This is a genomic window from Halomonas huangheensis, from assembly GCF_001431725.1.
Taxonomy (GTDB): Bacteria; Pseudomonadota; Gammaproteobacteria; order Pseudomonadales; family Halomonadaceae; genus Halomonas; species Halomonas huangheensis.
On the sequence record NZ_CP013106.1, the window covers coordinates 3026525 to 3050032 of the forward strand.

The 23508-nt window shown below is 56.6% G+C and carries 20 protein-coding genes; 9 read left to right on the forward strand and 11 right to left on the reverse strand.

The genetic code is table 11. The features are described 5' to 3' along the window. Position 1: 1 nt before the first annotated feature. Positions 2–865 carry a MurR/RpiR family transcriptional regulator gene (locus AR456_RS13240; protein WP_021818899.1) on the reverse strand — a complete coding sequence of 288 codons (864 nt, stop codon included), beginning with the start codon at positions 863–865 and terminating at the stop codon, positions 2–4. Between the two features lie 354 nt (positions 866–1219). Between AR456_RS13240 and AR456_RS13245 the strand changes: the two genes are divergently transcribed. Further along, positions 1220–2443 (forward strand): amino acid deaminase, encoded by a 1224-nt coding sequence (locus AR456_RS13245; RefSeq protein ID WP_021818898.1) that lies wholly within the window; start codon positions 1220–1222, stop codon positions 2441–2443. A 152-nt stretch (positions 2444–2595) separates the two neighbouring features. Here AR456_RS13245 and AR456_RS13250 read toward each other — a convergent pair whose 3' ends face one another. Both AR456_RS13250 and AR456_RS13255 read right to left on the reverse strand, forming a co-directional pair. Beyond that, positions 2596–3879, reverse strand: a complete 1284-nt coding sequence (locus tag AR456_RS13250; RefSeq protein ID WP_021818897.1) for a M24 family metallopeptidase — start codon at positions 3877–3879, stop codon at positions 2596–2598. 62 nt (positions 3880–3941) lie between these two features. Next, entirely contained in the window at positions 3942–4820 is an 879-nt protein-coding gene (locus tag AR456_RS13255) for a HalD/BesD family halogenase (RefSeq protein WP_021818896.1), read from the reverse strand. Positions 4821–4931: 111 nt separating this feature from the next. On the opposite strand from AR456_RS13255, the gene AR456_RS13260 reads away from it, so the two are divergent. Beyond that, complete coding sequence (locus AR456_RS13260) at positions 4932–5825, forward strand: LysR substrate-binding domain-containing protein (protein WP_021818895.1); 894 nt, start codon at positions 4932–4934, stop codon at positions 5823–5825. Here the strand turns inward: AR456_RS13260 and AR456_RS13265 are convergent. Beyond that, complete coding sequence (locus AR456_RS13265) at positions 5805–6722, reverse strand: LysR family transcriptional regulator (RefSeq protein WP_021818894.1); 918 nt, start codon at positions 6720–6722, stop codon at positions 5805–5807. The two genes, AR456_RS13260 and AR456_RS13265, sit on opposite strands and share 21 nt — an antisense overlap. Positions 6723–6859: 137 nt before the next feature. Between AR456_RS13265 and ampC the strand changes: the two genes are divergently transcribed. Together ampC and mntP are read left to right on the forward strand one after the other, a co-directional pair. Continuing rightward, positions 6860–7996: a class C beta-lactamase gene (gene ampC / locus AR456_RS13270; protein ID WP_021818893.1), complete on the forward strand. Its 1137-nt coding sequence runs from the start codon at positions 6860–6862 to the stop codon at positions 7994–7996. 569 nt (positions 7997–8565) lie between these two features. After that, on the forward strand, positions 8566–9174 hold the full coding sequence (gene mntP / locus AR456_RS13275) for a manganese efflux pump MntP (RefSeq protein ID WP_021818891.1): 609 nt from the start codon (positions 8566–8568) through the stop codon (positions 9172–9174). A gap of 352 nt (positions 9175–9526) precedes the next feature. Here the strand turns inward: mntP and AR456_RS13280 are convergent, their stop codons facing one another. After that, entirely contained in the window at positions 9527–10396 is an 870-nt protein-coding gene (locus AR456_RS13280; protein ID WP_021818890.1) for an MBL fold metallo-hydrolase, read from the reverse strand. 407 nt (positions 10397–10803) lie between these two features. On the opposite strand from AR456_RS13280, the gene AR456_RS13285 reads away from it, so the two are divergent. The 3 genes from AR456_RS13285 (at position 10804) to AR456_RS13295 (ending at position 14110) form a co-directional block, all read left to right on the forward strand. Next, positions 10804–11880: a type I restriction endonuclease gene (locus AR456_RS13285; RefSeq protein WP_021818889.1), complete on the forward strand. Its 1077-nt coding sequence runs from the start codon at positions 10804–10806 to the stop codon at positions 11878–11880. Between the two features lie 742 nt (positions 11881–12622). After that, the gene (locus tag AR456_RS13290) at positions 12623–13051 is read left to right on the forward strand and encodes a hypothetical protein (protein ID WP_021818888.1); all 429 of its coding nucleotides are present in this window, start codon (positions 12623–12625) and stop codon (positions 13049–13051) included. 432 nt (positions 13052–13483) lie between these two features. Then, positions 13484–14110, forward strand: a complete 627-nt coding sequence (locus AR456_RS13295) for a hypothetical protein (RefSeq protein WP_021818887.1) — start codon at positions 13484–13486, stop codon at positions 14108–14110. Between the two features lie 179 nt (positions 14111–14289). Here the strand turns inward: AR456_RS13295 and katE are convergent, their stop codons facing one another. From katE to thpD, 4 genes are all read right to left on the reverse strand, one after another. After that, positions 14290–16440 carry a catalase HPII gene (katE, locus tag AR456_RS13300; RefSeq protein ID WP_021818886.1) on the reverse strand — a complete coding sequence of 717 codons (2151 nt, stop codon included), beginning with the start codon at positions 16438–16440 and terminating at the stop codon, positions 14290–14292. A 153-nt stretch (positions 16441–16593) separates the two neighbouring features. Next, positions 16594–16782 (reverse strand): DUF3008 family protein, encoded by a 189-nt coding sequence (locus AR456_RS13305; RefSeq protein ID WP_021818885.1) that lies wholly within the window; start codon positions 16780–16782, stop codon positions 16594–16596. A gap of 54 nt (positions 16783–16836) precedes the next feature. After that, positions 16837–17691, reverse strand: a complete 855-nt coding sequence (locus tag AR456_RS13310; RefSeq protein WP_021818884.1) for an SDR family oxidoreductase — start codon at positions 17689–17691, stop codon at positions 16837–16839. 173 nt (positions 17692–17864) lie between these two features. Beyond that, positions 17865–18782 (reverse strand): ectoine hydroxylase, encoded by a 918-nt coding sequence (gene thpD / locus AR456_RS13315; protein ID WP_021818883.1) that lies wholly within the window; start codon positions 18780–18782, stop codon positions 17865–17867. Between the two features lie 774 nt (positions 18783–19556). Here thpD and dusA point away from each other — a divergent pair. Next, entirely contained in the window at positions 19557–20567 is a 1011-nt protein-coding gene (gene dusA / locus AR456_RS13320) for a tRNA dihydrouridine(20/20a) synthase DusA (protein ID WP_035588386.1), read from the forward strand. Between the two features lie 79 nt (positions 20568–20646). Here the strand turns inward: dusA and AR456_RS13325 are convergent, their stop codons facing one another. After that, positions 20647–21681, reverse strand: coding sequence for a succinylglutamate desuccinylase/aspartoacylase family protein (locus tag AR456_RS13325; protein ID WP_021818881.1), 1035 nt, complete (start codon positions 21679–21681; stop codon positions 20647–20649). A gap of 256 nt (positions 21682–21937) precedes the next feature. Between AR456_RS13325 and AR456_RS13330 the strand changes: the two genes are divergently transcribed. Then, positions 21938–22558: a TetR family transcriptional regulator gene (locus AR456_RS13330; protein WP_021818880.1), complete on the forward strand. Its 621-nt coding sequence runs from the start codon at positions 21938–21940 to the stop codon at positions 22556–22558. Positions 22559–22699: 141 nt separating this feature from the next. On the opposite strand, the gene AR456_RS13335 is transcribed toward AR456_RS13330, so the two are convergent. After that, the gene (locus tag AR456_RS13335; RefSeq protein ID WP_021818879.1) at positions 22700–23413 is read right to left on the reverse strand and encodes a hypothetical protein; all 714 of its coding nucleotides are present in this window, start codon (positions 23411–23413) and stop codon (positions 22700–22702) included. Between the last annotated feature and the right edge of the window lie 95 nt (positions 23414–23508).

Sequence of the window (23508 nt, forward strand, 5' to 3'; positions counted from 1 at the left end):
ATCAGTCTCCAAGCGGCTGGCGATCATCACCGCCGCGATGATCGTCCAGCGTGATCTTCAGACGGCGCAGCTTGTCGCGAGCTCGGTCGCGGTGGCGCATGGCCAGCTCCAGCGCAAGCACGTCGATGGCAGCCATCAACGCATAGCGTGACGCTGAAGGATGGTGTATGAGGTCGGTTTCACGGGTCACGATCGGTAATGCCACGTCGGCATTGGCCGCCAGCGGCGAACCAATCGCAGTGATGGCAATCACCTGAGCGCCGTACTGGCGGGCGATCCGAGCCGAATCGACCATTTCCGGGGTATAGCCCGAGACCGAGAGCACTACCACGACATCCTCGGGATCCAGTGTCGAAGCCACCATGCGTGGCAGCAGGCTCTGCGGGTACGCGCTCACCGCATAACCGAGGCGCACGAGGCGGAACTGGAATTCCTGACACATCACGCTGGAACCGCCACCACTGCCGAACACCAGAATCTGGCGCGCGTTGTCGAGCCGTTCGACCGCACCCGCGATATCTGCCTGCAGCAGCAACTCTCGGTTGGTGGCCAGTGTCTGGGTCGCGATGTCGTAGACCACCCCCGGACCATCCGAAGGGTCGGCATCCTGGATGAAGCGGCGCCCCGCAGCGAGCGCACGGGTCAATCGCAGTTTCAGGTCACGCACGTTGCTGCAACCCACCGAGCGGGCGAAGCGAGTCACTGTCGCCTCACTGACTCCAGCACGCCGAGCGATATCAGTGATGCTGGCTTCGGTGAACAGGTCAATGTCCTCGAAAACCAGTTCCGCGACCTTGCGTTCGGACTCGCTCAACGAGCCAACACAGGCGGTAATCCGCGACAGGATGTCGATCTGCTGGCTCACGTGCCCTCCTCCCTCATCGTCTGGATGCCCTACCGAATCTGGTCCCTACCCTGCCCCCGGAACGGAGCTTCAACCTATAGGGTAGATACTGATAATCACGTTATGGTAGTTTATAACATTCAGTCAACAAATCATGAAAATTTTCGACAAAAGTTCAAGGACAACACGTTAGGCAAGCATCGAGGGTTCAGCATTGCTCCTGGCCATGAGCACCGGCAGGGCTCTGTTTTCGGGGCTCTGTTTTCGGGGCTCTGTTTTCAGGACTCTGCCCTTCAGGTAGATGCTCGCCACCGGCCGCACTTTCAGCGGCACCGAACTACCCTTTCTTCATCTCTCTATCTGCAGGTATTCGCCATGGCACACGAAAGCGCTCGCATCGACTCCCGGGGTGGCCACAAGGGAACTCTCGAAAGCGGCAACAAACTGCTTGCAGACGTCAGTCTGCCAGCGGCGGTGATCAAGCAATCTCCGCTGGCTCACAACCTGGTCTGGATGCAGAAATTCGCCGAGAGCCATCGTGCCCATCTGGCACCGCACGGCAAGACCACCATGACGCCCGAGCTGTTTCGCCGTCAGTTGGAGGCTGGTGCCTGGGGGATCACCCTGGCCACGCTGCCGCAGTGTCGTGCGGCTTTCGCCGCGGGTGTTGAGCGCCTGTTACTGGCCAATCAACTGGTCGGACGTGCCAACATGGCAATTGCCGCAGAGCTGGTGCGCGCCGGAGCCGAGCTGTACGTCACAGTGGACAGTGGTGAGAACGCCAAACAACTCGGTGAGTTCTTCGCCGCTGAAGGTCTTGCGCTACTGACACTCGTCGAACTGGGGGTTGATGGTGGACGTACCGGCTGTCGCAGCGATGAAGATGTCCTCGCCCTGGCACGCCAGATTGCCGCGCACCCCGGCCTGAAACTGGCCGGCCTCGAAGGCTATGAAGGGGTCGTACACGGCGATGATCCCATCGCCGGTATCCGCGCCTATGCCCAACGTATGGTGACCAATGCTGAAGCGCTCGAGCGCGAGGGTCTGATCGGGGTGGATCAGCCGATCATTACGGCATCCGGATCCGCCTGGTACGACCTGATCGCCGAAGAGTTCCGCGATGGCGGTCTGGAAGATCGTTTTGCGCCGGTGCTACGCCCCGGTTGCTATGTGGTACATGATCACGGTATCTACCGCGAGGCGCAGCAAGGCGTTCTCTCTCGCCGCCCGGACCTGCACGAGGGGCTGCGCCCAGCACTCGAAGTTTTCGCGCAGGTGCAATCACTGCCTGAGCCGGGCCTGGCGATCATCGCCCTCGGCAAGCGTGATATCGGTTATGACATGCCTCCGGAGGCACTGGCTCGCTATCGCGAAGGTGCCAGCAGCGATCAAGTATTGAGCGTCGAAGGCTGGAAGGTCGTCAAACAGATGGATCAGCACACCTTCATCGAATTGCCGACAGGCGATCACGACACCCAGATCGGCGATATCGTCGCCTTCGGTGCCTCCCATCCTTGCATGACCTTCGATAAGTGGCGCCACCTGCACCTCGTCGATGATCAGTTGCAGGTCATCGACACCTGGACAACCAGCTTCTGACCTACACCATGGCAGTCCAGCGTCACTGATGGACTGAATGAATCAGGACTGGCAATGGGTCATGATCCACAAACGACATCACCCCGGCATATACCGGGGTGATGTCGTTGCCTGAGCGTTCAGGCAACCGAAGTAGCCATGATGATAAAAGCCTAGAATTCGCGGGCCAACAGATCATCATTGAAGGGGTAACGTGACAGCTTCGCGAAGCCTGTCTCGGTGATCAGCACTTCCTCTTCCAGTTTGACACCATCGGCAGCCCCCACTTCGCCAATGTAGCTCTCCACTGAAACGACCATACCCGGCTCCAGGACACCGTCCTTGGAGAAGCGGTCGAAATCCATATGGTGTGCAACCAACGGCGTTTCGCCATGCATGCCGACACCATGAATGATCGACGGATAGCGGCGATCGAGGAAACGCTCGGGAATCTTCCATGCCTGCTCGGCAAGTTCACGGTAGCTCAGCCCGGGCTTGAGAAGATTCATATTGTGGTGAACCTGCTCCCAGGCCATGCGATAGAGACTGCGCTGGTAGTCGCTGGGACGGCTGGGTCCAACATGAAAGGTACGCGAGAAATCGGAATAATAGCCGTGGCAACCGATGGTATCGGTGTCGAGTGCCACCAGTTCTCCGGGACGAATCACGCGATCGCTGGCCTCGTTGAACCAGGGATTGGTGCGCGGCCCAGACGACAACAGACGCGTCTCGATGAACTCACCGCCCTGCTTGATCACGTTACCGTACATGATGGCGAACAGTTCGTTCTCGGTGATACCTGGCTTTATGGCAGCCTCGACCTCGGCCACGGCGGCTTCACTGGCAGCCATTGATTGCGCCAGACACGCCACTTCTTCGGGAGTCTTGATCCGTCGGCAATGCAGAGTGTCCTGCATGCAATCGAAGACATCCAGGCCCTGAGCTTCCAACGATCTAGCCAGATTCAAGGTACAGCGGTCCAGGCCAACCTTGAGCCCTCCCCTTCCATGCTCCTTGACCAGCTCAGCGATCTCGATACCAAAGGGATCAGATGACAGATTGTCACGCTGGTTGACTGCCGACCACACCACCTTGGAGGTGCGGGCCTCATCGATGGTTTCCAGCCAGGTCGAAACATGTGCGCTCCCCGGGTATTCAAACAGGATCACCGGGCCTTCGATCGGCACATAGATATAGCGAGTCGAGTTACGCAGGAAGTAACCAAACATGTTGCGCGAGCCAGTCGCATAGCGCTGGTTGTTGGGGTCAAACAGCACCACCGCTGCATAGCCCTGCTCGACCATCATGGCACGCAAGCGTTGCAGCCTACCGGCACGCAACTGACGCGGATCAAACGCTGTCGGGATGCTGTCACCGTTGGCCATAGGTGCCGAGGGAATGACCGGAATGCTGTCCGGTTCATGGTCCGTCAGGTTGTCGAAATCGACGATGCTCATGTCAGGGTCCGTATTTCCAGTGGGAATGATGGGTAAGCAGGGTGCTGTGCTGCGACCCGCGATCAGTCAACCAGCTTGTCGCTGCGTTGCATGCCCTCGGCCAGCAGCTTCTCGTGGATCGGCGCCATGCGTCCAAAGATCCGCTGCGCGCGCTCAGGGCGTCCAATGAAGCCCGGCTCGCTGGCATAAGCAAAGATCACTGTATGACGCTCTCGGTCACCGACCACCGGCGTAACACGATGCAGTGAGTAACGTCCGAAGAAGACCTGCAGATCACCTGGCTGCAGTTCAAGTGAGCGCACTCTGGAATGATCTCCGTCCAGCACCTGCTGCACGTCATCAAAGTTTTCGCTCTCGGGGTTGCGGATACCCGGCACGTACTCGAAAACACCTCCGCCATGGGACTGACGCGTCATCATGGTGACGATGAACTGGTTGGTATCGTAGTGCCAGGGATGCTGGCAGCCTTCACGCAACACGTTGACCACCAGATCAGCCAGCGGATCCGCGTAGGGATGAATCTCGTCCATACCCACCACCGATGCTATAAAACGCTGGAAACCGGGGTTCTGGTACACCTGACGAAGGATGGTGTCGTTATCGATTCGATCACCGGCGACAAAGCCATTGGTGCGATCATCGAAGCGATTGAGCGGGTGTGAGGCCGGCTTGCTGTCGTCACCCGCATTGTTGTACGGGTTGGTCTCGGTCTGGTTGTAGTGGGCATCGGGAGACAGGCGTTCGGTCTCCTTCTCGAGCACCTCAAGTGCCTCCTCGGGCACGAAGTTCTTCAGTACCACACAACCGTCATCGCCCAACTGCTGCCGGCACTGCTTGATCAGTGCCTGACCTGCATCGCTATCCAATCGATTGATGGGGTACCGGGCAAGGTCGATCAGACCCTCGAGAGTATTGCTCTCTGCGGCGTCAATGGCCTGCATGGGATTGACTCCAACTGCTGTTGAATGAATGTTCACAGCATAGAGAGCCAGTTTCAATCATAGAAATGAATGGTTAAGATGCCACCTATTGCAACTACTAATTGATCTCTTATGGATACCGACCTACTACGAGCCTTTGTGACCGTCGCTGAATGTCAGGGCTTCAGTGCCGCTGGGCGAGTACTGCATCGCACCCAATCCGCCATCAGCCTGCAGATAAAACGCCTGGAAGACCAGATGGGTAAAGCACTGTTCGCACGCACCAGCCGCAGTGTGATCCTCACTGTCGATGGTGAGCGTCTGCTGCCGTACGCACGCCACATGCTCAAACTTGAGGATGAAGCCCGTGAGGCCCTCGGTGAACGGCATCTTGGCGAACGCATCCGCTTCGGTACCTCAGAAGAACAGGCCAATGCCTATCTGCCGGAGCTGTTGCCCCGCTTTGCCGAGGTCTATCCCAATACTCGTATTGAGGTGATCTGCGATATCAGTGCCAATCTGGTCGAGGATTTCCAGCAGGGCCTGCTCGATGTTGTGCTGTCGGTACGCCACGAACCCACCCAGTCAGGGCAACTGCTGGGCTGGGAGCCCATGGTGTGGGTCGCAGCTGAAGATTCCGACCCCACTCGAGGCCACTCGCTGCCGCTGGCGTTGAACCCCGAGGGCTGCATCTTTCGCGCTCATGCACTGGCAGCACTGGGCCGACAGGGACGGCGCTGGGAGTTACGCTATACCAGCCAGTCCCCGACCGGTATCAACCTGCCGGTACAAGCCGGGCTGGCAATCTCGGTCAAGACACCGCGCAGCATCCCACCGGGTTGTCACATCATTGATGAATCCAGTGGACTCCCCGCCCTCGGTCAGGTCGAGATCGAGATGCATCGACGCCCAGGTCATGCCAGCGAAGCCTTTGAATTGTTCTGCCAGCAGTTGGAGGACGTAGTCATCCACAGCGTCGACGTCAACGCACCCGCCAACCCGAGCTCAGGCGAGCGTCACGACTGAAGCTTCCGGAGAGTTGCGCGGCGCATTGTGCGCCTGTTCGATCAACCAGCGACGAAACACTGACATGGCAGCACTCTCGGGATGCGACTGCAGGCGTGTCAGCCAATAGCTCCCCAGTACCACCTGGGTCTCGAAGGGCCTGACAATCGCGCCACTGGTCAATTGACGTTCGAACATCGGCACAGGCACCAGTGCTACACCGGTGCCCTGCACCACCGCTTCCATCATCGCCAACGACGAATCCAGAATCACGCTATCCGGTAATCGCAGATACGGATCTACACCTGCCGCCGCCAGCCAGGTCTGCCACTCATCGCTGCGAAAGGAACGCAGCAACGTCTGACCAAGAACATCGACTGGAGCATGTAGATCCTGAGCTACCTGTGGAGCACAAAGGACACTTAAAGGTGCATCCATCAAATGCACCGCCAATTCACCATGCCAGGCGCCGCCGCCATAACGAATCGCCATGTCATAGCCTTCGGTTGCCAGTTCTACGCGGTTGTTGTGGGTCGCGACTCTTACATCAACGAACGGGAATCGTTGACGAAAATCCTCGAGCCTCGGCAACAACCAACACGCAGCGAAGGTACCGACGACTCCCAGGCTCAGCACCTCGCGACGAGCGCCGTCGGAAAGTATTTCCAGGGTCTGCGACAGCCTGTCCAGCGTATCGCGCAGCATGGGAAACAACAGCTCACCTTCACTGGTCAGGCATAGGCCACGCGGTAAGCGACGAAACAGTGCCACTCCCAACAGCGCCTCAAGGCTACGCACCTGATGACTGACCGCCGCCTGGCTGACACAGAGCTCATTGGCCGCACCAGTGAAGCTGGAGTGCCGTGCCGCAGCCTCGAAGGCACGTAACGCATTCAGTGGAAGTTGATGGCGATCCATATCAGCTACAAATCCAGTTTGTGCCAGAAGGTAGAAATGATCGTTTGTGCAGTGTACCTCTGCCTTTCTACTCTATTTCAGCAGCGCAAAGCTACCTACCCATAAACTGGATTATTGTTTGCAAAGGAACTCCTGCCATGCTGAATCGCCTGCTTCCTCTTGTGCTTGCTGTCGCAGCTGGCTCTGCCCACGCAGCAGCCGAGCCCTGCGCCAATACCACCATTGATCAGCAGATCAACACACTGATGAGCCGCCATCATATGGCCGGTGTATCCGTGGCGGTGGTGGATCATGGCCAGCTGTGCGTCAGCCACTATGGCGTGGCTTCTCGTGACACTGAAACCGCCGTAAACGACGACACCCTGTTCGAGATCGGATCAGTGAGCAAGACATTCACCTCGACGCTCGCCGCCAGGGTACATCAGCAGGGAAGCTTCAAATGGAGCGACACTGCTGCCTCCATTGCACCAGAGCTCGCCGATAGTCCGGCAGGCAAGGCTTCCATGGTCGAGCTGGCAACCTATACAGCTGGTGGCCTGCCGTTGCAGTTCCCCGAAGGGGTTGCGCAAGACAACGTCAACGACTACTACCGTAACTGGCAACCCGAATACCCGGCCGGCACCCAGCGCCTGTACTCCAATCCCAGCATCGGCCTGTTCGGTGCGCTGGCAGCGCGCAGTGCCGACAAGCCCTTCAGCCAGTTGATGCAGGACGAAGTGCTCCCCGAGCTGGGACTTCAGTCCACCTGGCTGAATGTCCCCGAAGCACAGAAAAGCCACTATGCCCAAGGTTACAACGACGACGGAGAACCCGTGAGGGTCCACCCCGGCGCCATGGACGCCCAGGCCTATGGCATCAAGACAACCGCGCTGGATATGGCACGCTTCGTTCAGGCCAATATCGATGCCTACCAGCAGGATAACCCCATGTCTCACAGCCTGTTGGAAACCCAGCATGGCTACGCCGAGGTCGGCGACATGCTGCAGGGGTTCGGCTGGGAGAGCTACGCGCTGCCGGTCACTCTGGATACGCTCCACGCAGGCACCTCTGCGCAAATGGCGCTGGAGCCTCAACCTGCCACCCTGCTGAAGACCTCTGGCGACCCACAGCCCCAGCGCTGGTATCACAAGACCGGCTCGACCGGCGGATTCGGTGCCTACGCTGCCTTCATGCCATCCCGCGAACAGGGCATCGTGATTCTCGCCAATGGACGCTACCCCAATGGCGAGCGTGCAGAAGCGGCGTGGAAGATTCTCGAGTCGTTGCAACACTAATCCCGGTTTGCCTTCGCAATCCCACAGCCCCTGACACCCTCGGTCAAATCGAGGGTGTCGTTTTTTCGTCTACTGCGGACGCCCAGTCACCGTAGTCTCTCGGTCACCGTAGTCTCTCGGTCGCCGTAATCTCTCGGTCGCCCCGATCACCGCCGCCTTTGAACATGATGAGCTCCACCCGCAAACAATGGATCCATTGCATCTATCAATATTCCTGCAATCGTCGCAAGAAATACTGGCCATGCTGGCAAATTTCCGATTCACACTTTCGCAAGGTTTGTAACGCGACATCCACGAATTCATTGCCAAACACATGATCCATAGCACTGGCTATAAAAGTTTGTCGACACTTAAAAACCCAACCAGAGCAATGAGTTGACGAACATTTCAAGTCATATAAGATGGCCTCGACAAACTCGATTGAGTGTCGCCAGTTCAGCAAAATAGTCCGCGATTTTTCGCGTAAAAAGCGTCACAAATCGGAACTATTTGGCACCATGAACGCAATAGATCCCTGTCCCGCCGAGATGGTACGGCAGGTGCTTCACCCCACTAGCAGGATGCGCCCCATGAGCCTGGTTTCCACCACACTGCTGGCCTTTTCCATGTCCACCGACGCCTTTGCCGCGTCGCTGTGCAAGGGAACCTGCATGCAGCAGCCACGCTTCAGTGTTGCGCTCAAGACGGGCCTGGTGTTTGGTGTGATTGAAATGATCAGTCCGGTTCTCGGCTGGTTACTGGGGATGGGGGCCTCTCAGTTGGTGCGTGACTGGGACCACTGGGTGATCTTCACCCTGCTGCTGCTGCTCGGTGGCAGAATGATCTTCGCTGGCCTGAAGCCACAGCAAGCGGACGACCAGTGCTGCGGCAGTTCTTCTCGCAACCCCAGTTGGTGGCTGATTGTCGCCACCGCCATCGCGACCAGTCTCGATGCCATGGCTGTCGGTATCGGTCTCGCCTTCATGGACGTCAACATCTGGCTGACCGCACTGGCCATCGGCCTGGCGACCACTATCATGTCCACCACCGGTGTCATGATTGGACGCAGAGTCGGCGCTGCCATCGGTCAACGGGCCGAGATACTCGGCGGCATCATCTTGATTGGTGTGGGCTGTGCCACGCTGTATCACCACCTGGCCGCTGACGGCCTGGTATTGATACAGCAGATGGGGGCATAAAAAAACCGGCGGAAAAATCCGCCGGCAATACCATCAGAGATGGTAGGGATATGAGATCGCATGACCCTCAAACTTCCCTGACAAGCTATGGTTATAGCGCGTCAAGGAACCCTGATTGCCAAGGGTGGCGTCACGAAGAGAAGCACTCCATCCATGGAGATATCCCCTCCCCCTGAAGCCATGAGTACTATCTCTCATCGCTCTCATCGCCAACAGCCACCGCCTTCCCATACGGCTGTAGGACATTTCCCCAACCCCCCGATAGCGTCGATACATCGAGCTTCAGAGACCCGAATCGAATGACGAGCTCCATTAGTCAGACAGCGCCAGGACTCGAAGACGCCGCTCAGGATCAAAAGAGATTGATCGGCACCTTGAGATAGACCTGACCATTGTCCTCGGCAGGTGGCATCTGTCCGGCACGCATATTGACCTGTACTGACGGCAGGATCAGGCGTGGCATACCGAGCGTGGCATCGCGTTCGACGCGAATCCTGACAAAGGTGTCTTCACCGACCCCATCGTGAACATGGATATTGTCGGCACGTTGCTCGGCCACGCTGGTCTCGTAGCGGAACGCCTCACGCTCCGGCGTCCTGTAATCGTGGCACAGGAAGAGTCGGGTTTCGGCGGGTAGCGCCAGTACCTTGTGAATGGAGCGAAACAGAGTACGCGCATCACCACCAGGAAAGTCACAGCGAGCCGTACCGTAATCGGGCATGAATAGGGTATCGCCAACGAAGGCTGCGTTGCCGATGACATAGGTCAAGCAAGCCGGAGTATGACCCGGAGTGTGCAGCACTCGGCCTTCCAGAGTGCCAATGGAAAAAACTTCCCCATCTTCAAAGAGTCGATCGAATTGACTGCCATCCCGGGTAAACTCGGTGCCGGCATTGAAGACCTTACCAAAAACCTCCTGCACCTCGACGATCCTGGCCCCGATACCGACCTTACCGCCAAGTCGTTGCTGGAGATAAGGCGCTGCCGAGAGGTGGTCGGCATGGACATGAGTCTCCAGAACCCATTCCACCGTCAGGCCCTGATCCTGTACGAAGGACAGAATCTCCTCGGCAGAACGGGCATCGGTGCGGCCTGCAGCAGCATCGAAGTCGAGTACGGAATCAATGATGGCGCAGGCCCTGGAGGCCGGATCGAGCACAACATAACTGAAGGTATTGGTGGGCTCGTTGGAGAAAGCCTCGACGATCGGCTGTTGAGACATGGAGTAGCCTCCGTTGTTGGCGAGTCGACTGGGGACATTGGGCCCTTCGGACACAAGGCTCCCAATTATGATAAAGAAATAACGTTATCTCTTTTTGGCATAACAGTCACTACATGACATGTCCTTGCATAGAATGGCATGCCTGCTCACCGCCAACCTTCCCAAGCCCCTCGCCGCCAGTCTCCCGATCGCAGCCATAACCAGCGCTATAGCCTTGAATGCCCAACGGTTGAACAAGGAACACCACTCGGAACCCTCCGAACCAACCACCACACCGTATCACTTGGCAGTCATGTTCTTCTCTGGTCGAGAGCGATCCTCCTTTGGCGGTCTTGCTCCCACCGGTCTAGCCTTAAGATGCTTAACGCGGCACATATCATAAAAATACACGGTTGCAGGGAGTCATCATGGAGCTAAGCGAGAAACTATCAGGCATCGCACGACGTGGTCAGGACCAAGTCGATCATATCAAGAATGAAGAAGCCACAAAGACAGCTTTAGTGCTGCCGTTTATCAACGCTCTTGGTTACGACCCCTTTGACACTAGAGAGGTAGTTCCGGAATTCACGGCAGATGTTGGTACCAAGAAAGGCGAGAAGGTTGACTACGCCATAAGAGCCGATGGCAATCTTTCCATCCTGGTTGAATGCAAACCCATAGGCACCAACCTTTCCAACGTCCAATACAATCAATTATATCGATACTTCTCATGCACGGATGCGAAGTTTGCAATCCTGACCAATGGCTTTGAATATCGTTTCTACTCTGACCTGGATTTTGAAAACAAGCTGGATAACCGCCCCTTCTTCACCTTCCACCTTAGAGACTTCAACGACCAGGATATTGAAGAGCTACGGAAGTTCACGAAGCCAAACTTTGATGTTCAGGCTATACTCAGCACAGCCAACCGGCTGAAATACACCAATCTAGCAAAACAGGCTATTGACGAGGTATTTCGAGAAACACCTGAAGAGTTCGTGAAGTATATAGTAGGAAAAATATACGATGGTCGGCAGACACGACAAGTGATAGATGAGTTCACCCCAATTGTCCGAGATGCAAGCAAGCTATATATCAAGGAGCAAGTTGCACAGCGGCTGCGTGGCGCCCTAGCCAGCAATGACGTTGACACTCAACCTCCTTCAGCATCAGATATATCCATAGTCGACGACACTTCAATCAACGACGATGGAATAGAGACTACTCAAGAAGAAATAGATGCCTATAATATTGTCCGTTCGATTCTAGCGGAGAATATTGATGTTAGCCGCATTGCCATGCGCGATGCAAAATCATATTGCGCAGTGCTTCTCGACGACAACAACAGAAAGCCCATATGCCGCTTTCACTTTAATTCCAAATCCATCAAGCGTATAGGATTCTTCACCAACAAGAATGAAGAACGCGTAGACATTCTTTCCGTCAACGATATATTCCAGTTCCGTGATCAGTTAAAGAAAACTGCTGACGAGTATCAAGACTGATATTCTTCCACCAGAAAGGGCAACTTTTCGGGCCATCTGCTCCGTTGCCCTCTATCATTTTTATGCATACTGATAATGGACGTAAAAAAATCAGTAGCAATGACACAATAGTTCGTGCACCACTCCAGTTCCTGCGGACAGTTGGACGATTGGATCGAGCGTATCGATGAAGGTATAGCAGCAACACATTATCGGGCGGAGCAAGTTACCACTCCCATTAGCCTGGATGTAGTGGTACAGGTCTAGCCCGGACGGGTCATCGATGAGGGGAACTTCGCTGGCTATGCGCCAGCGGACACCAATCCGCCAACGGCTGAGCGTTGCGGATGAATGACGTAAACACTTCAGAACCGGCTGTCTGTCGTGGAACAGCCATCCCTGGCCGACAAGAGAGAAGTATCCCACGACGACGCGACCGCCATCCTGGCACCAAACCCATCCATGGGTGTGTCGCATCGCAGGAGCAGAATAACCAAAGGCTGGGAGAATTGATGTAAGAGATCACTTATGCGATATGTAAGAGAATATCGATAGACGGTGTGTATTATCGAAAGCTTCCCTTCTCCTCCTGGCGATCACTGAAACGTGACCAGTGGAGCCTGCATTTTCACCTGTTTCTCCCACCCTCCGACTGACCGTGGACAGTTCACTCTAAATCAACCAGGTTGATGAATGATGTCTACCCGCATATCCCGAGATAGCAGCAGGTGTGGACATCGTTACCATACCAAGGAGGTGTGACATGCTTAAGGTATTGAGCCCCAGCACAACCCTGTTTGCAGCGCTTCTCTGCGGCTCGCTGCTGCTGCCTTCCATGGCCCTGGCAGACAGTGATGCCATGCAGGAAGGCCAGGAGGCCATGATGGAAGAAGCTGGCGCTGGTGACGTGCTACCGAATGATTCATCACTGGTCGAGGAAGGCAGTAGTGACGCCATGCAGGAAAGCCAGGAGGCCATGATGGAAGAATCCGGCACTGGTGATCCGCTACCGAACGATTCATCACTGGTCGAGGAAGGCAGTAGTGACGCCATGAAGGAAAGCCGTGAGGCCAGCGCGGAAAGCTCTGGCGATGGTGAACCACTGCCGGACGACTCATCACTGGTCGAGGAAGGCAGTAGTGACGCCATGCAAGAGAGTCGTGAAGCCATGACGGAGGAAGAAGCGCAATAGTGACATCTCGAATCGGACTCACCCGCTCCCGCATCCAACCATGACATCCGGGAGCAGAAGCGCTACTGAAAACTCTCCGTAAGATTCAGGGGAAGCCACCCGGCGGTCACCGCCGATGGTTTCCCCATTTTCAAGCAGCATCAATATCCTTCATGCATCTCGGCTTCTGCCCCTGGTATCGAGTGCCGTCAACCTGCGTACTTCACCGTGATATCGGCGCCCTGCTCGCGTTACCAGCAGCAGTCCCTTCAGCCTCCTTCACGCCAGTCAGTACGAGACCAGCTCATGATCCTGCCCCTGCCCTACTTCAACTTAGGGTTTGCCAAGTCGACGTTGACACGAGCCGGTCGCACAACCTGGATTGAATGGGGTCCTCTGGCACCTTGATCAGGACCCGAATCGCAAACCACGTCAAGCAAGGTACCGACGACCATGATGGAATGGATCTCCAACCACAGCAGCTTTCTGCAGTTCATGACCAGTCTGGCAACTCTGGCTGTGTGGATCTTCTACGCACAGCTCCTGTTGGCAGGCTATCTGCGCCAACGGCGACCAAAAGTCGTCATCAATCAAGTCATGGGGCTATCGACCCATGGTCGCTGCCTGGTCAGCAACATGAGTGCCGAAGGTGTACATATCGAAACGGTGCAGGTATGGCTGCACGACAAGGACGGCGTCAGGCGTTGCACTGTCTCCGACCTGGAGACCGACGCCAGCGGCAACACGCCCACGTCGTTGTCGGAAGGAACGCTACAGGGCCCGCTACCCTCCAACGCCCACGTTGACGCTGGGGAGATTGGCTCTCTGGTAGCACGCGCTCGAAAGTCCGAGATCGAGGAAGACAGGAACACACTGTGTAATGGCGACGACGACTACAAGCTGGAACTGCTGGTGCTCTACATCTACAGCTCGTCCCCGGGCATCATGGGAGCCATGCGCACCTTCATTTTCGATGACGATGGCTTGGCCAGGCCCGCCCATGTCGAAACCCAACAGCTGCGCGGTTACCGGGATCGCAAGAAGATGGCCAGGATCTATCGCAACTATCTCGATCGCTGAAGCAGAGAAAACTCTTGATCGCTGAAGCGGAGCAAGCGCGCCCTACTCGCACCACCGAACATGGCACTCGAGCAGGTAAATAGCCCCCGGGGAATCCCAACGGGGGCTCGTTGTACCGACTACATCAAGGCCTTGCCAGCATTGAGTGACAAAGCCACCACCAGTATCGATCCGATCCGTCAGGCCGGCATCTGGTTGGCCTTGGCATCACGCGACCAGACCCGGTGGCCAAGCAGGGCTTCGCGGAAATCCGCATAGATCCCATCGACCGAATCAGCCTGCATAATGCCCTCTTCCGGCGCCGAAATGCCTGCGGCATCGAGCAGGTTGCGGGCATCGCCAAGGCCGGCAATCGGCTTCAAGTGCTTATAGGCCTCCTGGACATAGTAGAGCCCCAACCCCATCCCGGTCAGGGTCGCGACGCTATCGACGCCACCAGCCACGACTACCGCATCCATCGTGACGGAGGGCAGCCCATTGAGCATCGCGTCCGGCGTCAAACTACCCCCTTGCAGGGTACTGACTGGCGCCATGGACGGTGCAATCGTCAAGCCGGCGGCCCCCTCTTCTTCAAGCTTCTTCTGCAGCGCCTCGACCTGCTCGCCATCGACACCATTGGCCACCAGGATAGCGACCTTGCGATAGCGAATATCCGGCTGCTGTCGGTGCAGCAGGCTCAATGCCGCGGATGAATCCAACGCCGATTTACCGAACTCTTCTTTCACTGCCGGGGCATGATCGGGTGGCTCGATGCCGTGCGCCTCGCCAACCCGACGAGCAAGCTCCATGTCGATGTTGGGCAGGATATTCTGAATGACGCGCTCACGAATCCAGGGGCGCTCGACCTTGGACAACTCGAAGGTGTAAGCCGCAATGATGTGCTCCTGCTCGACCTCGCTCTGGCTGTGCCAGAAGAGCCGCGCCTGAGAGTAGTGGTCACCAAAGGACTCGCTGCGAGCCCGAATCTTATGGGCATCGATGCGCTCGTTGTAGCTCTCGAAGCCGCCGTTCTCCGGCGCTGGAGGTGTCTCTGTGGGCCAGCCGCCGTCGATGGAGTTCGGCTCGTAGGACGCCTGCCCCTTGTTGATGGTCTGACGATGCGGGGCATCCCTCTGATGATTGTGGAAGGGGCATACCGGCTGGTTGATCGGAATTTCGTGGAAGTTCGGCCCACCCAGACGCAGCATCTGGGTATCCAGATAAGAGAACAGCCGTCCCTGAAGCAACGGATCATTGCTGAAGTCGATCCCGGGCACCACGTTGCCGGGGTTGAAGGCCACCTGTTCGGTTTCGGCAAAGTAGTTGTCGGGATTGCGGTCGAGCACCATCTTGCCGATCGGTGTCACCGCAACCTGTTCTTCGGGAATCAACTTGGTCGGGTCCAGAATATCGATATCGAAGGCGTGTTCATCGTCCTCTTCCACCACCTGAATGCCGAGTTCCCATTCCAGTGCATCGCCGTTCTCGATATCCCCCCACATCTCGCGACGGTTGAAGTCGGGATCTCGCCCCCACAGCTTCTGGGCTTCGTCCCAGATCAGTGAGTGAGTGCCCGCCAGCGGCTTCCAGTGAAACTTGACGAAGCGCGCCTTACCCTCACGATCGATCAGTCGGAACGTGTGGACACCGAAGCCTTCCATATAACGATAGTGGCGCGGGAATGCCCGGTCCGACATCGTCCACAGCACCATATGCGCGCTCTCGGGCATCAGCGACACGAAGTCCCAGAAGGTATCGTGGGCCGACTGGCCCTGGGGGATTTCGTTGTGTGGCTCAGGCTTCACCGCGTGCACAAAGTCGGGGAACTTCATCGCATCCTGGATGAAGAACACCGGCATGTTGTTGCCGACCAGATCCCAGTTGCCTTCGTCGGTGTAGAACTTGACGGCAAAGCCACGTACATCGCGCACGGTATCATTCGAGCCACGGCCGCCCTGAACGGTGGAAAAGCGCACGAACACCGGCGTCTTCCGGGACGTATCCTTGAACAGACCTGCCCTGGAATAGCGTGCGGCGGCCTTGTAGGGCTGAAAATAGCCGTGGGCTGCGGCTCCCCGGGCGTGAACGATACGCTCGGGAATCCGCTCGTGATCAAAGTGGTTCATCTTTTCGCGGAAGACGAAGTCTTCCAGCAGGGTAGGCCCACGCTCTCCTGCTTTCAGCGAATTATGATCATCCGCGATGCGAGTGCCCTGATTGGTCCGCAGATCATGTCCTTCGGCGTCGCTACGATAAGCCTCCAGAAGATCAGACTTGCTGTCATCATCGGAGTGGCACTCGGTATCGTGGGCAGCATCTCGATTGGATTCAGTGTAGGGATTATTGGCCATGAACAAACTCTCCTTTGCTCGCGATAAGGGGCGACCTCGGGTAGTTGCGCCATAAGGCCACCAGCCTCGGTGGAGAATGATGCCCGCCACGAGCATCTTCCTCCGGAACTGGCTGGTGCTGGTGCCCTTGTCAATCGGTGGTTGAAAGCCTGGTCACGACTGCGAGTCATGCCGCGGCTTGTCGCTGCGTTTTGTAGACGCCATTGCTTCCAGTTCAGCTTCATCCATGGAGTCGTACATGGACCTGGCAGCCCCCTCCAACTCGCTCACTTTCTGTTCACCGCGTTTGGCCGCCAGGGCTGCGCCCGCTGCCATCTGCTGAGCTTTGGATTTTGCTGGCATGCTTGCCTCCTTCCTCTTGATAACGGCGTCATCACGTTTGTGGCGACGCCACCATCAGGTGTTGAGCACCACACCGCCGTTGAGATGCAGTGTCTGTCCCGTCATGTAAGACGACTCTTCACTGGCCAGGTATACGTAGGCAGGCCCCATTTCACTGGGCTGCCCCGCGCGGTCCATGGGCACCTGGCCACCGAACGTAGCGACCTTCTCGGCATCGAAGCTGGCCGGTATCAATGGCGTCCACACTGGTCCGGGGGCAACAGCGTTGACGCGAATCCCCTTGTCGACCAGCGATATCGCCAACGAACGAACAAGCCCCTGAATCGCGCCCTTGGTCGCGGAGTAATCGATCAGAGTGTCGTTGCCCTTGAAGGCATTGATGGAGGAAGTCGCAATGATGCTGTCGCCCTTCTGCATATGCGGCAACGCCGCCTTGACCATGTAGAAGTGGCTGAAGATATTGGTCTGGAAGGTACGCAGCAGTTGCGTGTCGGGAATCTGGGTGACGTCAACCCAGTCGTACTGCTCTGCGGCATTGTTGACCAGGATGTTGAGCTTGCCGAAGGTCTCGACCGTCCTGTCGATGACCTCGCGACAGAAGTTTGCATCACCGACATCGCCCTTCAGCAGCAGGCAGTGCCGGCCTTCGGCTTCTACCAGTTCGCGGGTTCTCTCGGCATCACGAGCTTCCTCGAGATAGGCGAGAACACAGTCGGCCCCCTCCCTGGCGTAATGCAGCGCAACGGCTCGTCCTATACCGCTGTCGCCACCGGTGATGACAGCTACCTTGTCGCGGAGTTTATCGCTACCTCGATAGCTATCACGAATGAACTCGGGCTCAGGCTCCATCGCATATTCCCTGCCCGGCTGCCGCTCCTGTTGTTGCGAGGGTTGTTTACGTTCTGCCATGTGCAAACACTCCTTCGTTGATCACTAGCCAGAATCAGTGGATAGCACCCCGTTTGACATCGCTTCTGCCGAGAGTTGCGAAGGTAAATTCGGATATAAGGTAACAACGATGTGATCGATTGGAATTCCCCCTTGACGGAGGAACGACCTAAATACGCTTATTCGCCTTTACTCTACGACTTTGTCTCTACCGGCGTGAGTGGGTCCCAGTCTTTTCGCGCCGCGAGAAAATCAGGGCGTGGTTTGTTACCACAATAAGGGTCATGAAGGACATTCTCGACACTATTATAAACGAAGAACAGGTTACTCCTCGGCCAACAAGACATATTGATATTGGATCCGTGAAGCGTATTACACTCAAACATTATTAAAGTACCTGAGGCACCTTTAGGAGCTTCAATATCATTCTCCAACATCAGCTTTCTCAGGCTAGCCGCATCTGGAACACCGATTTCCTGACTTTTCAAAGACTCCTTATAGTTATCTTCCGGAGTGCGACCGACACAAGGAATGAAATACTTGTGTGAGCCCGGAATCAGCATCAAAGGGCCATTGAATTCGCCATTCGCCTTCAATATGACCGAACAGCTCAGAGAGCGCATGCGCGGCATGCCATCTTCACTGTGCCAGGTCTCGAAATCCGAATGCCAGTCGAAGCCTTTTCCTTTAAAGCCAGGCTTGTAATTTATCCGTGACTGATGAATATATACATCACTGCCGAGTATTTGCTGTACCATGGACAGCAGGCGAGGATTTCTTGTCAGCCGGCTGAAGCGCTCAGAGTCCTGGTGAATACCAAAAATTGAGCGTATCTCCTGCTTCCCCGGCTCCAGTATCGTGCCTTCGGACAGCTTTAAATCTTCATCTTCCTCGTAATCGCGCAATTCCTGAACAAAGTCCTCCATCTCTTCTGGATCAAAAAAGCACTCGAACGATAGAAATCCTTTTCTATCAAACTCCTCAAGTTCGTCTGCGCTTAATGGTCCATCAGCGCGCTGTTTATCATTGCAATGTATGACCGGATCGATACGCTCGAAAAAACCAAGTTTTCGCTCCAGGCGCGTCGGGAAAAGATCTTGAGTATCTTGCATGATGTCTTCCTCCTTCGAACTTCGTCAGTCACCGTAGACAAAAGTCGGAAATGCATCAAACTCCCCCTCCGAAGGAAAGGGCGTGCCCAAACTTTACTTGAGGCTAACTTGAAAAAACACGCCGATTCTGATGGTTTATTGCCTTCACTTCCCCGTAACCCACATTCCTGATACAGGTTTCTGATGGTCAATATGAAACGTTATTCCTCGAGGGTGATATCTTCTTTTGGCTCAAGTAGAGCCGACATATTGATTGTTCAACAATCCATGAAACAGTATGTAACCGATTCACCCTGGTCTCCGTAAAATTCGATAACATTTACTCCACGCTCGCTGCATAACCAACATCATCAAGTAGATTGATGGACACAATGGAGGCGAACGGGATGCATGCTTGACCAGCATGAAGGCCGTTGAACGACCCCGTCGGCTCGGGCCACCGAAAATGACACAGACACCCTCGCCGCCATCCAGCGAGTACGAGCGAAACGGGATGATGTCTTCTCCAACTACCTCGTTGAGCTCATTGAGGACCTCCTGCAGTAGCTCGAGCTCATTGGCGACGCACACTCCCCCACTCTGTGCCGGGCTCCCTTTCTTGCGTACAATGACCAGCCTCCGGATACCGCACGACTGAATTGCCGCTATGGTGTACCAGCTACCCTTCGAAACAGGCTTTCGTCCTTGCTGGGTACAGTGGTGGTACACAGCAAGTGGATTTCAGGCGGTTTCACTGCGTATTCATCAGTATGACGCTGCACATAAGTGGTTGATATGACGACATACCCTCCCATTTCCGAGGCTCGTCGGTTTTCTATTGCACCGATGATGGATTGGACGACCCGCGATTACAGGGTCTTTGCGCGTACGCTGACGCGCCATGCGCTGCTGTATACGGAGATGGTCACCACCGGTGCCATTCTGCATGGGCGGCCGCGTGAACGGTTCCTCGGTTACGATGCGGTCGAGCACCCTCTGGCGCTGCAGCTGGGCGGCAGTGATCCCGGTGAGTTGGCGGAGTGTGCGGCGATTGCCGAGGAGTGGGGCTATGACGAGGTCAATCTCAATGTCGGTTGCCCCAGTGATCGGGTTCAGAACAATCTGATCGGTGCCTGCCTGATGGGCCATCCGGACAAGGTCGCCACGGCGGTGCGGGCGATGCGCGAGTCGGTGTCGATTCCGGTGACGGTCAAGTGTCGTATCGGGATTGATGATCAAGATGAGGATGCCGATCTCGAGCACTTTATCCAGCAGGTTGCCGATGCCGGCTGCGAGGTCTTTATCGTCCACGCGCGCAAGGCATGGTTGCAGGGGCTATCGCCGAAGGAAAACCGTGATGTTCCGCCGCTCAACTATCCGCGTGTGCACCGCCTCAAGGCCAACCGCCCGGAGTTGCATATCGGCATCAACGGCGGCATCAAGACGCTGGAGGAGTGCCATGCGCAGCTGGAGCACGTCGATAGCGTGATGATCGGTCGCGAGGCCTATCAGAATCCGTGGCTGCTGGCGGGTATCGATGAGGCGCTGTATGGCACTCCTGGCCCTGCTACTGATCGTCATGAGGCAGCACGGGCCATGCGCGCCTATATCGTCCGTCGCCTCGAGGAAGGCGCGAAGCTCAATCACATGACCCGCCACATGCTGGGGCTGTTTCAGGGTTGTCCTGGCGGTCGTCGTTTCCGTCGCCATCTATCCGAGAACGCGCATCGCGAAGGCGCGGGACTCAGCGTACTCGATGATGCCCTGGGGTTGGTGCCCGAGGTAGAGCCCGAAAGCGCAGCATAAAATGCGGCACAGTGCCCTGACGACAACGCAAACGGCCAGATCCACTATTCCGGATCTGGCCGTTTGCTATTGCAGTGCTTCAGTAAAGCGAGTCGGGAGGTGGTTCGAGGCTTGATTGGAAGGTTTCGATGGCATTCTCCGCTTCATCGATTTCGTCGAAACGTGCGATATGGAACAGCGCCTCGCCTTCATTGACCAATGGCAGCCGGCTAGCGCCAATCACGATGCCATCAGCCATCGCCAATACCTCCCCTTCCTGATTTCCAAAGGGATCGGCGACAATGCCCAATACTTCTCCTCGGGAGACTCTCGCTCCCAGCCGGGCACGCGGACGCAGGATGCCATCAATGGGCGCACGCGCCCAGCTCGAGCCGTTGGCGACCTCTGCCGCCGGCGGTGCACGCCGGCGCTGCTCCCCCGTCAACATGCCAAGCCTGCGCATCACGCGCAGCACTCCGCGTACACCAGAAGTAATCGCCCACTCATCGAAGCGCAACGCTTCGCCTGCCTCGTAGGTCAGCACTGGAATGCCACGACTCTGGGCATAATGACGCAAGCTGCCCTCGCGCAGTTCCGCATTGAGAATCACCGGCGCGCCGAATGCATCCGCCATACGCCGTGTCTCGTCATCGGCCTTATCCAGTTGCGCGCGAACCTGCGGCAGGTTGGTGCGATGAATGGCACCGGTGTGCAGGTCGATGATATGGGTCGCGTGATCGACGATCTGCTGGCGAAACAGCGCGGCGATACGCCCACCGAGTGAACCGACTTCGCTGCCGGGAAAGCAACGGTTGAGGTCGCGTCGATCCGGCAGATATCGAGAGTGCTGCACGAAACCGAAGATATTGACGACCGGCACGGCAATCAACGTGCCTCGCAGGCGGTTGATCTGCCTCGAATGCAGCAGACGCCGTACGATCTCGACACCATTGATCTCATCACCATGAATGGCACTACAGACCAACAAGGTTGGTCCTGGCTGGCGGCCGTGTACAACCTCCACAGAGATGTCGAGCGGAGCATGGGTATAGAGCTTGGCAATGGGGACGTCAATCTGCGCACGGGTGCCGGGTGCGACACGAACCCCGGCCAGTTCAAAGGGAGCACGAGCCATGGTAGTTCCTTGTACCGATCTTGCCTGCCACCGCAACGGCAGGGACGCGGAATGCACGAAATGTCTGCGTCCTCATGGACTTGGGATCATGTTCACCATGCCACAGACAACCGGGATTCCTTATGCTCCTTATACCGTGACAGTGTCGCTAAAACGAGTCCAATTTTCTGAGACATATGTACCAATTCCGTCTACGGCACACTCTCCTGATGAGGTAGAATATGTATATTCACCCTGCCGGAGATTGCTCGTCATCATGGTTCGTCGCACCAAGGCCGAAGCTGCCGCTACTCGAGAAGCACTGCTCGACGCTGCGGAGGAAGTCTTTCTCGAGCGTGGTGTCGCCAATGCTTCTCTGGACCTGATTTCCCGTCGAGCCGGCGTCACTCGCGGAGCGCTCTATTGGCACTTCCGCAACAAGGGTGACCTGTTTCGTGCCATGCTCGATCGCGTGCGCATGCCTTTCGAGGACCTGATCACGGCGCTGGATGATCCTACCCTCGCTGATCGGCCTCTCGAGGCCCTGCGCCTGGGCTGCCATGCTGGGGTCAAACACCTCGATACCCCACATCACCGGCGCGTACACAGCATTCTGCTGCATCACTGTGAGCGCTCTACGGATTTTGACCCACTTGAGGTCAAGGATGAGATTGCCGACGAGTGTCGTGAGGTTTTCCTGCGCCATTTCCGCCAGGCGCAAATCAATCAGCAGTTACGTGAGGGACTGACACCCGAGCAGGCCACACGGCTATTCCACTATGCGCTCAGTGGCCAGTTCTGGGAGTGGTTGAGAGCACCAGACGCCTACTCGTTGCGTGAGCATGGGCCGGAGCTGGTCGATACGCTGATTGGTCTGATCCGCCGCGACCCCGACTGATGACTCGCCAGTTCTCGCCAGTTGCCGAGCTATTACCGCCCTCGGGCTAGCTGCACCCGAGGGTGGTGCCTCTTCCATGCGTCGGTACCGGCATGAACACCCGCGCGAGCACCAGCACAAACCTGAGCACTGACGTTGGTTCTAATGCGAGTGTGAATGAGCGTTATCGCCCTCTTCATCATAATGGGGACGTTCATGACGTTCGATCAACTTGAGGTGAACCAGGCGCGCCCGAGCATCGAGAAAATCCTTCTCCGCAACTGAACGGAAGCGATCCTCCTCAGCGAGATACTTGACCAGTACCCGTGTTTCCCCTCCCTGAGGCATGGCGCCGGGCTTGCCCTTGAGACAGATTTCCCGAGTACCGTCACTGCACAGCACAGCGCGACAACATCCTGAGTCGTCGGCGTAACCCACCACCTGCACACGCTCACCCAACAGACAACGCTGGCAGAGCGCTGGATGATCGCGCCACTTTTTCGCCAATGCACGACAGGTACGGGCTGCCAGCGGCGATGCCAGCGCGAAGGCGCCCCATAGTATGACCATCCCCAGCGGAATGATAACCAGAGCAAGATCGAACCAGCGCAGGACCAGCAGATCCGCTGCAAGCGTAATGAGCCCTGCATATAGCCACAGCACACTCAACGCCACCGTTACCGGAATGCCGGCGAAACCCAGCGAGACCATGGTGCTTGCCAAGTGGTCATCGCGCAGGCTGTCGTGTTCGAAAACCTGTAACGGCACCAGGCGCAGCGCCACCAGTAACCAGTAAAGCCCTATCACAGGCAGCAGGATGGTGAAGAAAATGACAGGGAAGCCAAAGGCAGTGTCCCTGATGAGTTCAATATCCATGATAACCCTCCTTCCGCCGAAACCAACCAGCCAGCTACACCTATCAGCATAGCTATGATTGAGCGTAATGTGGCGAGTTTTCCTTTTTACAACAA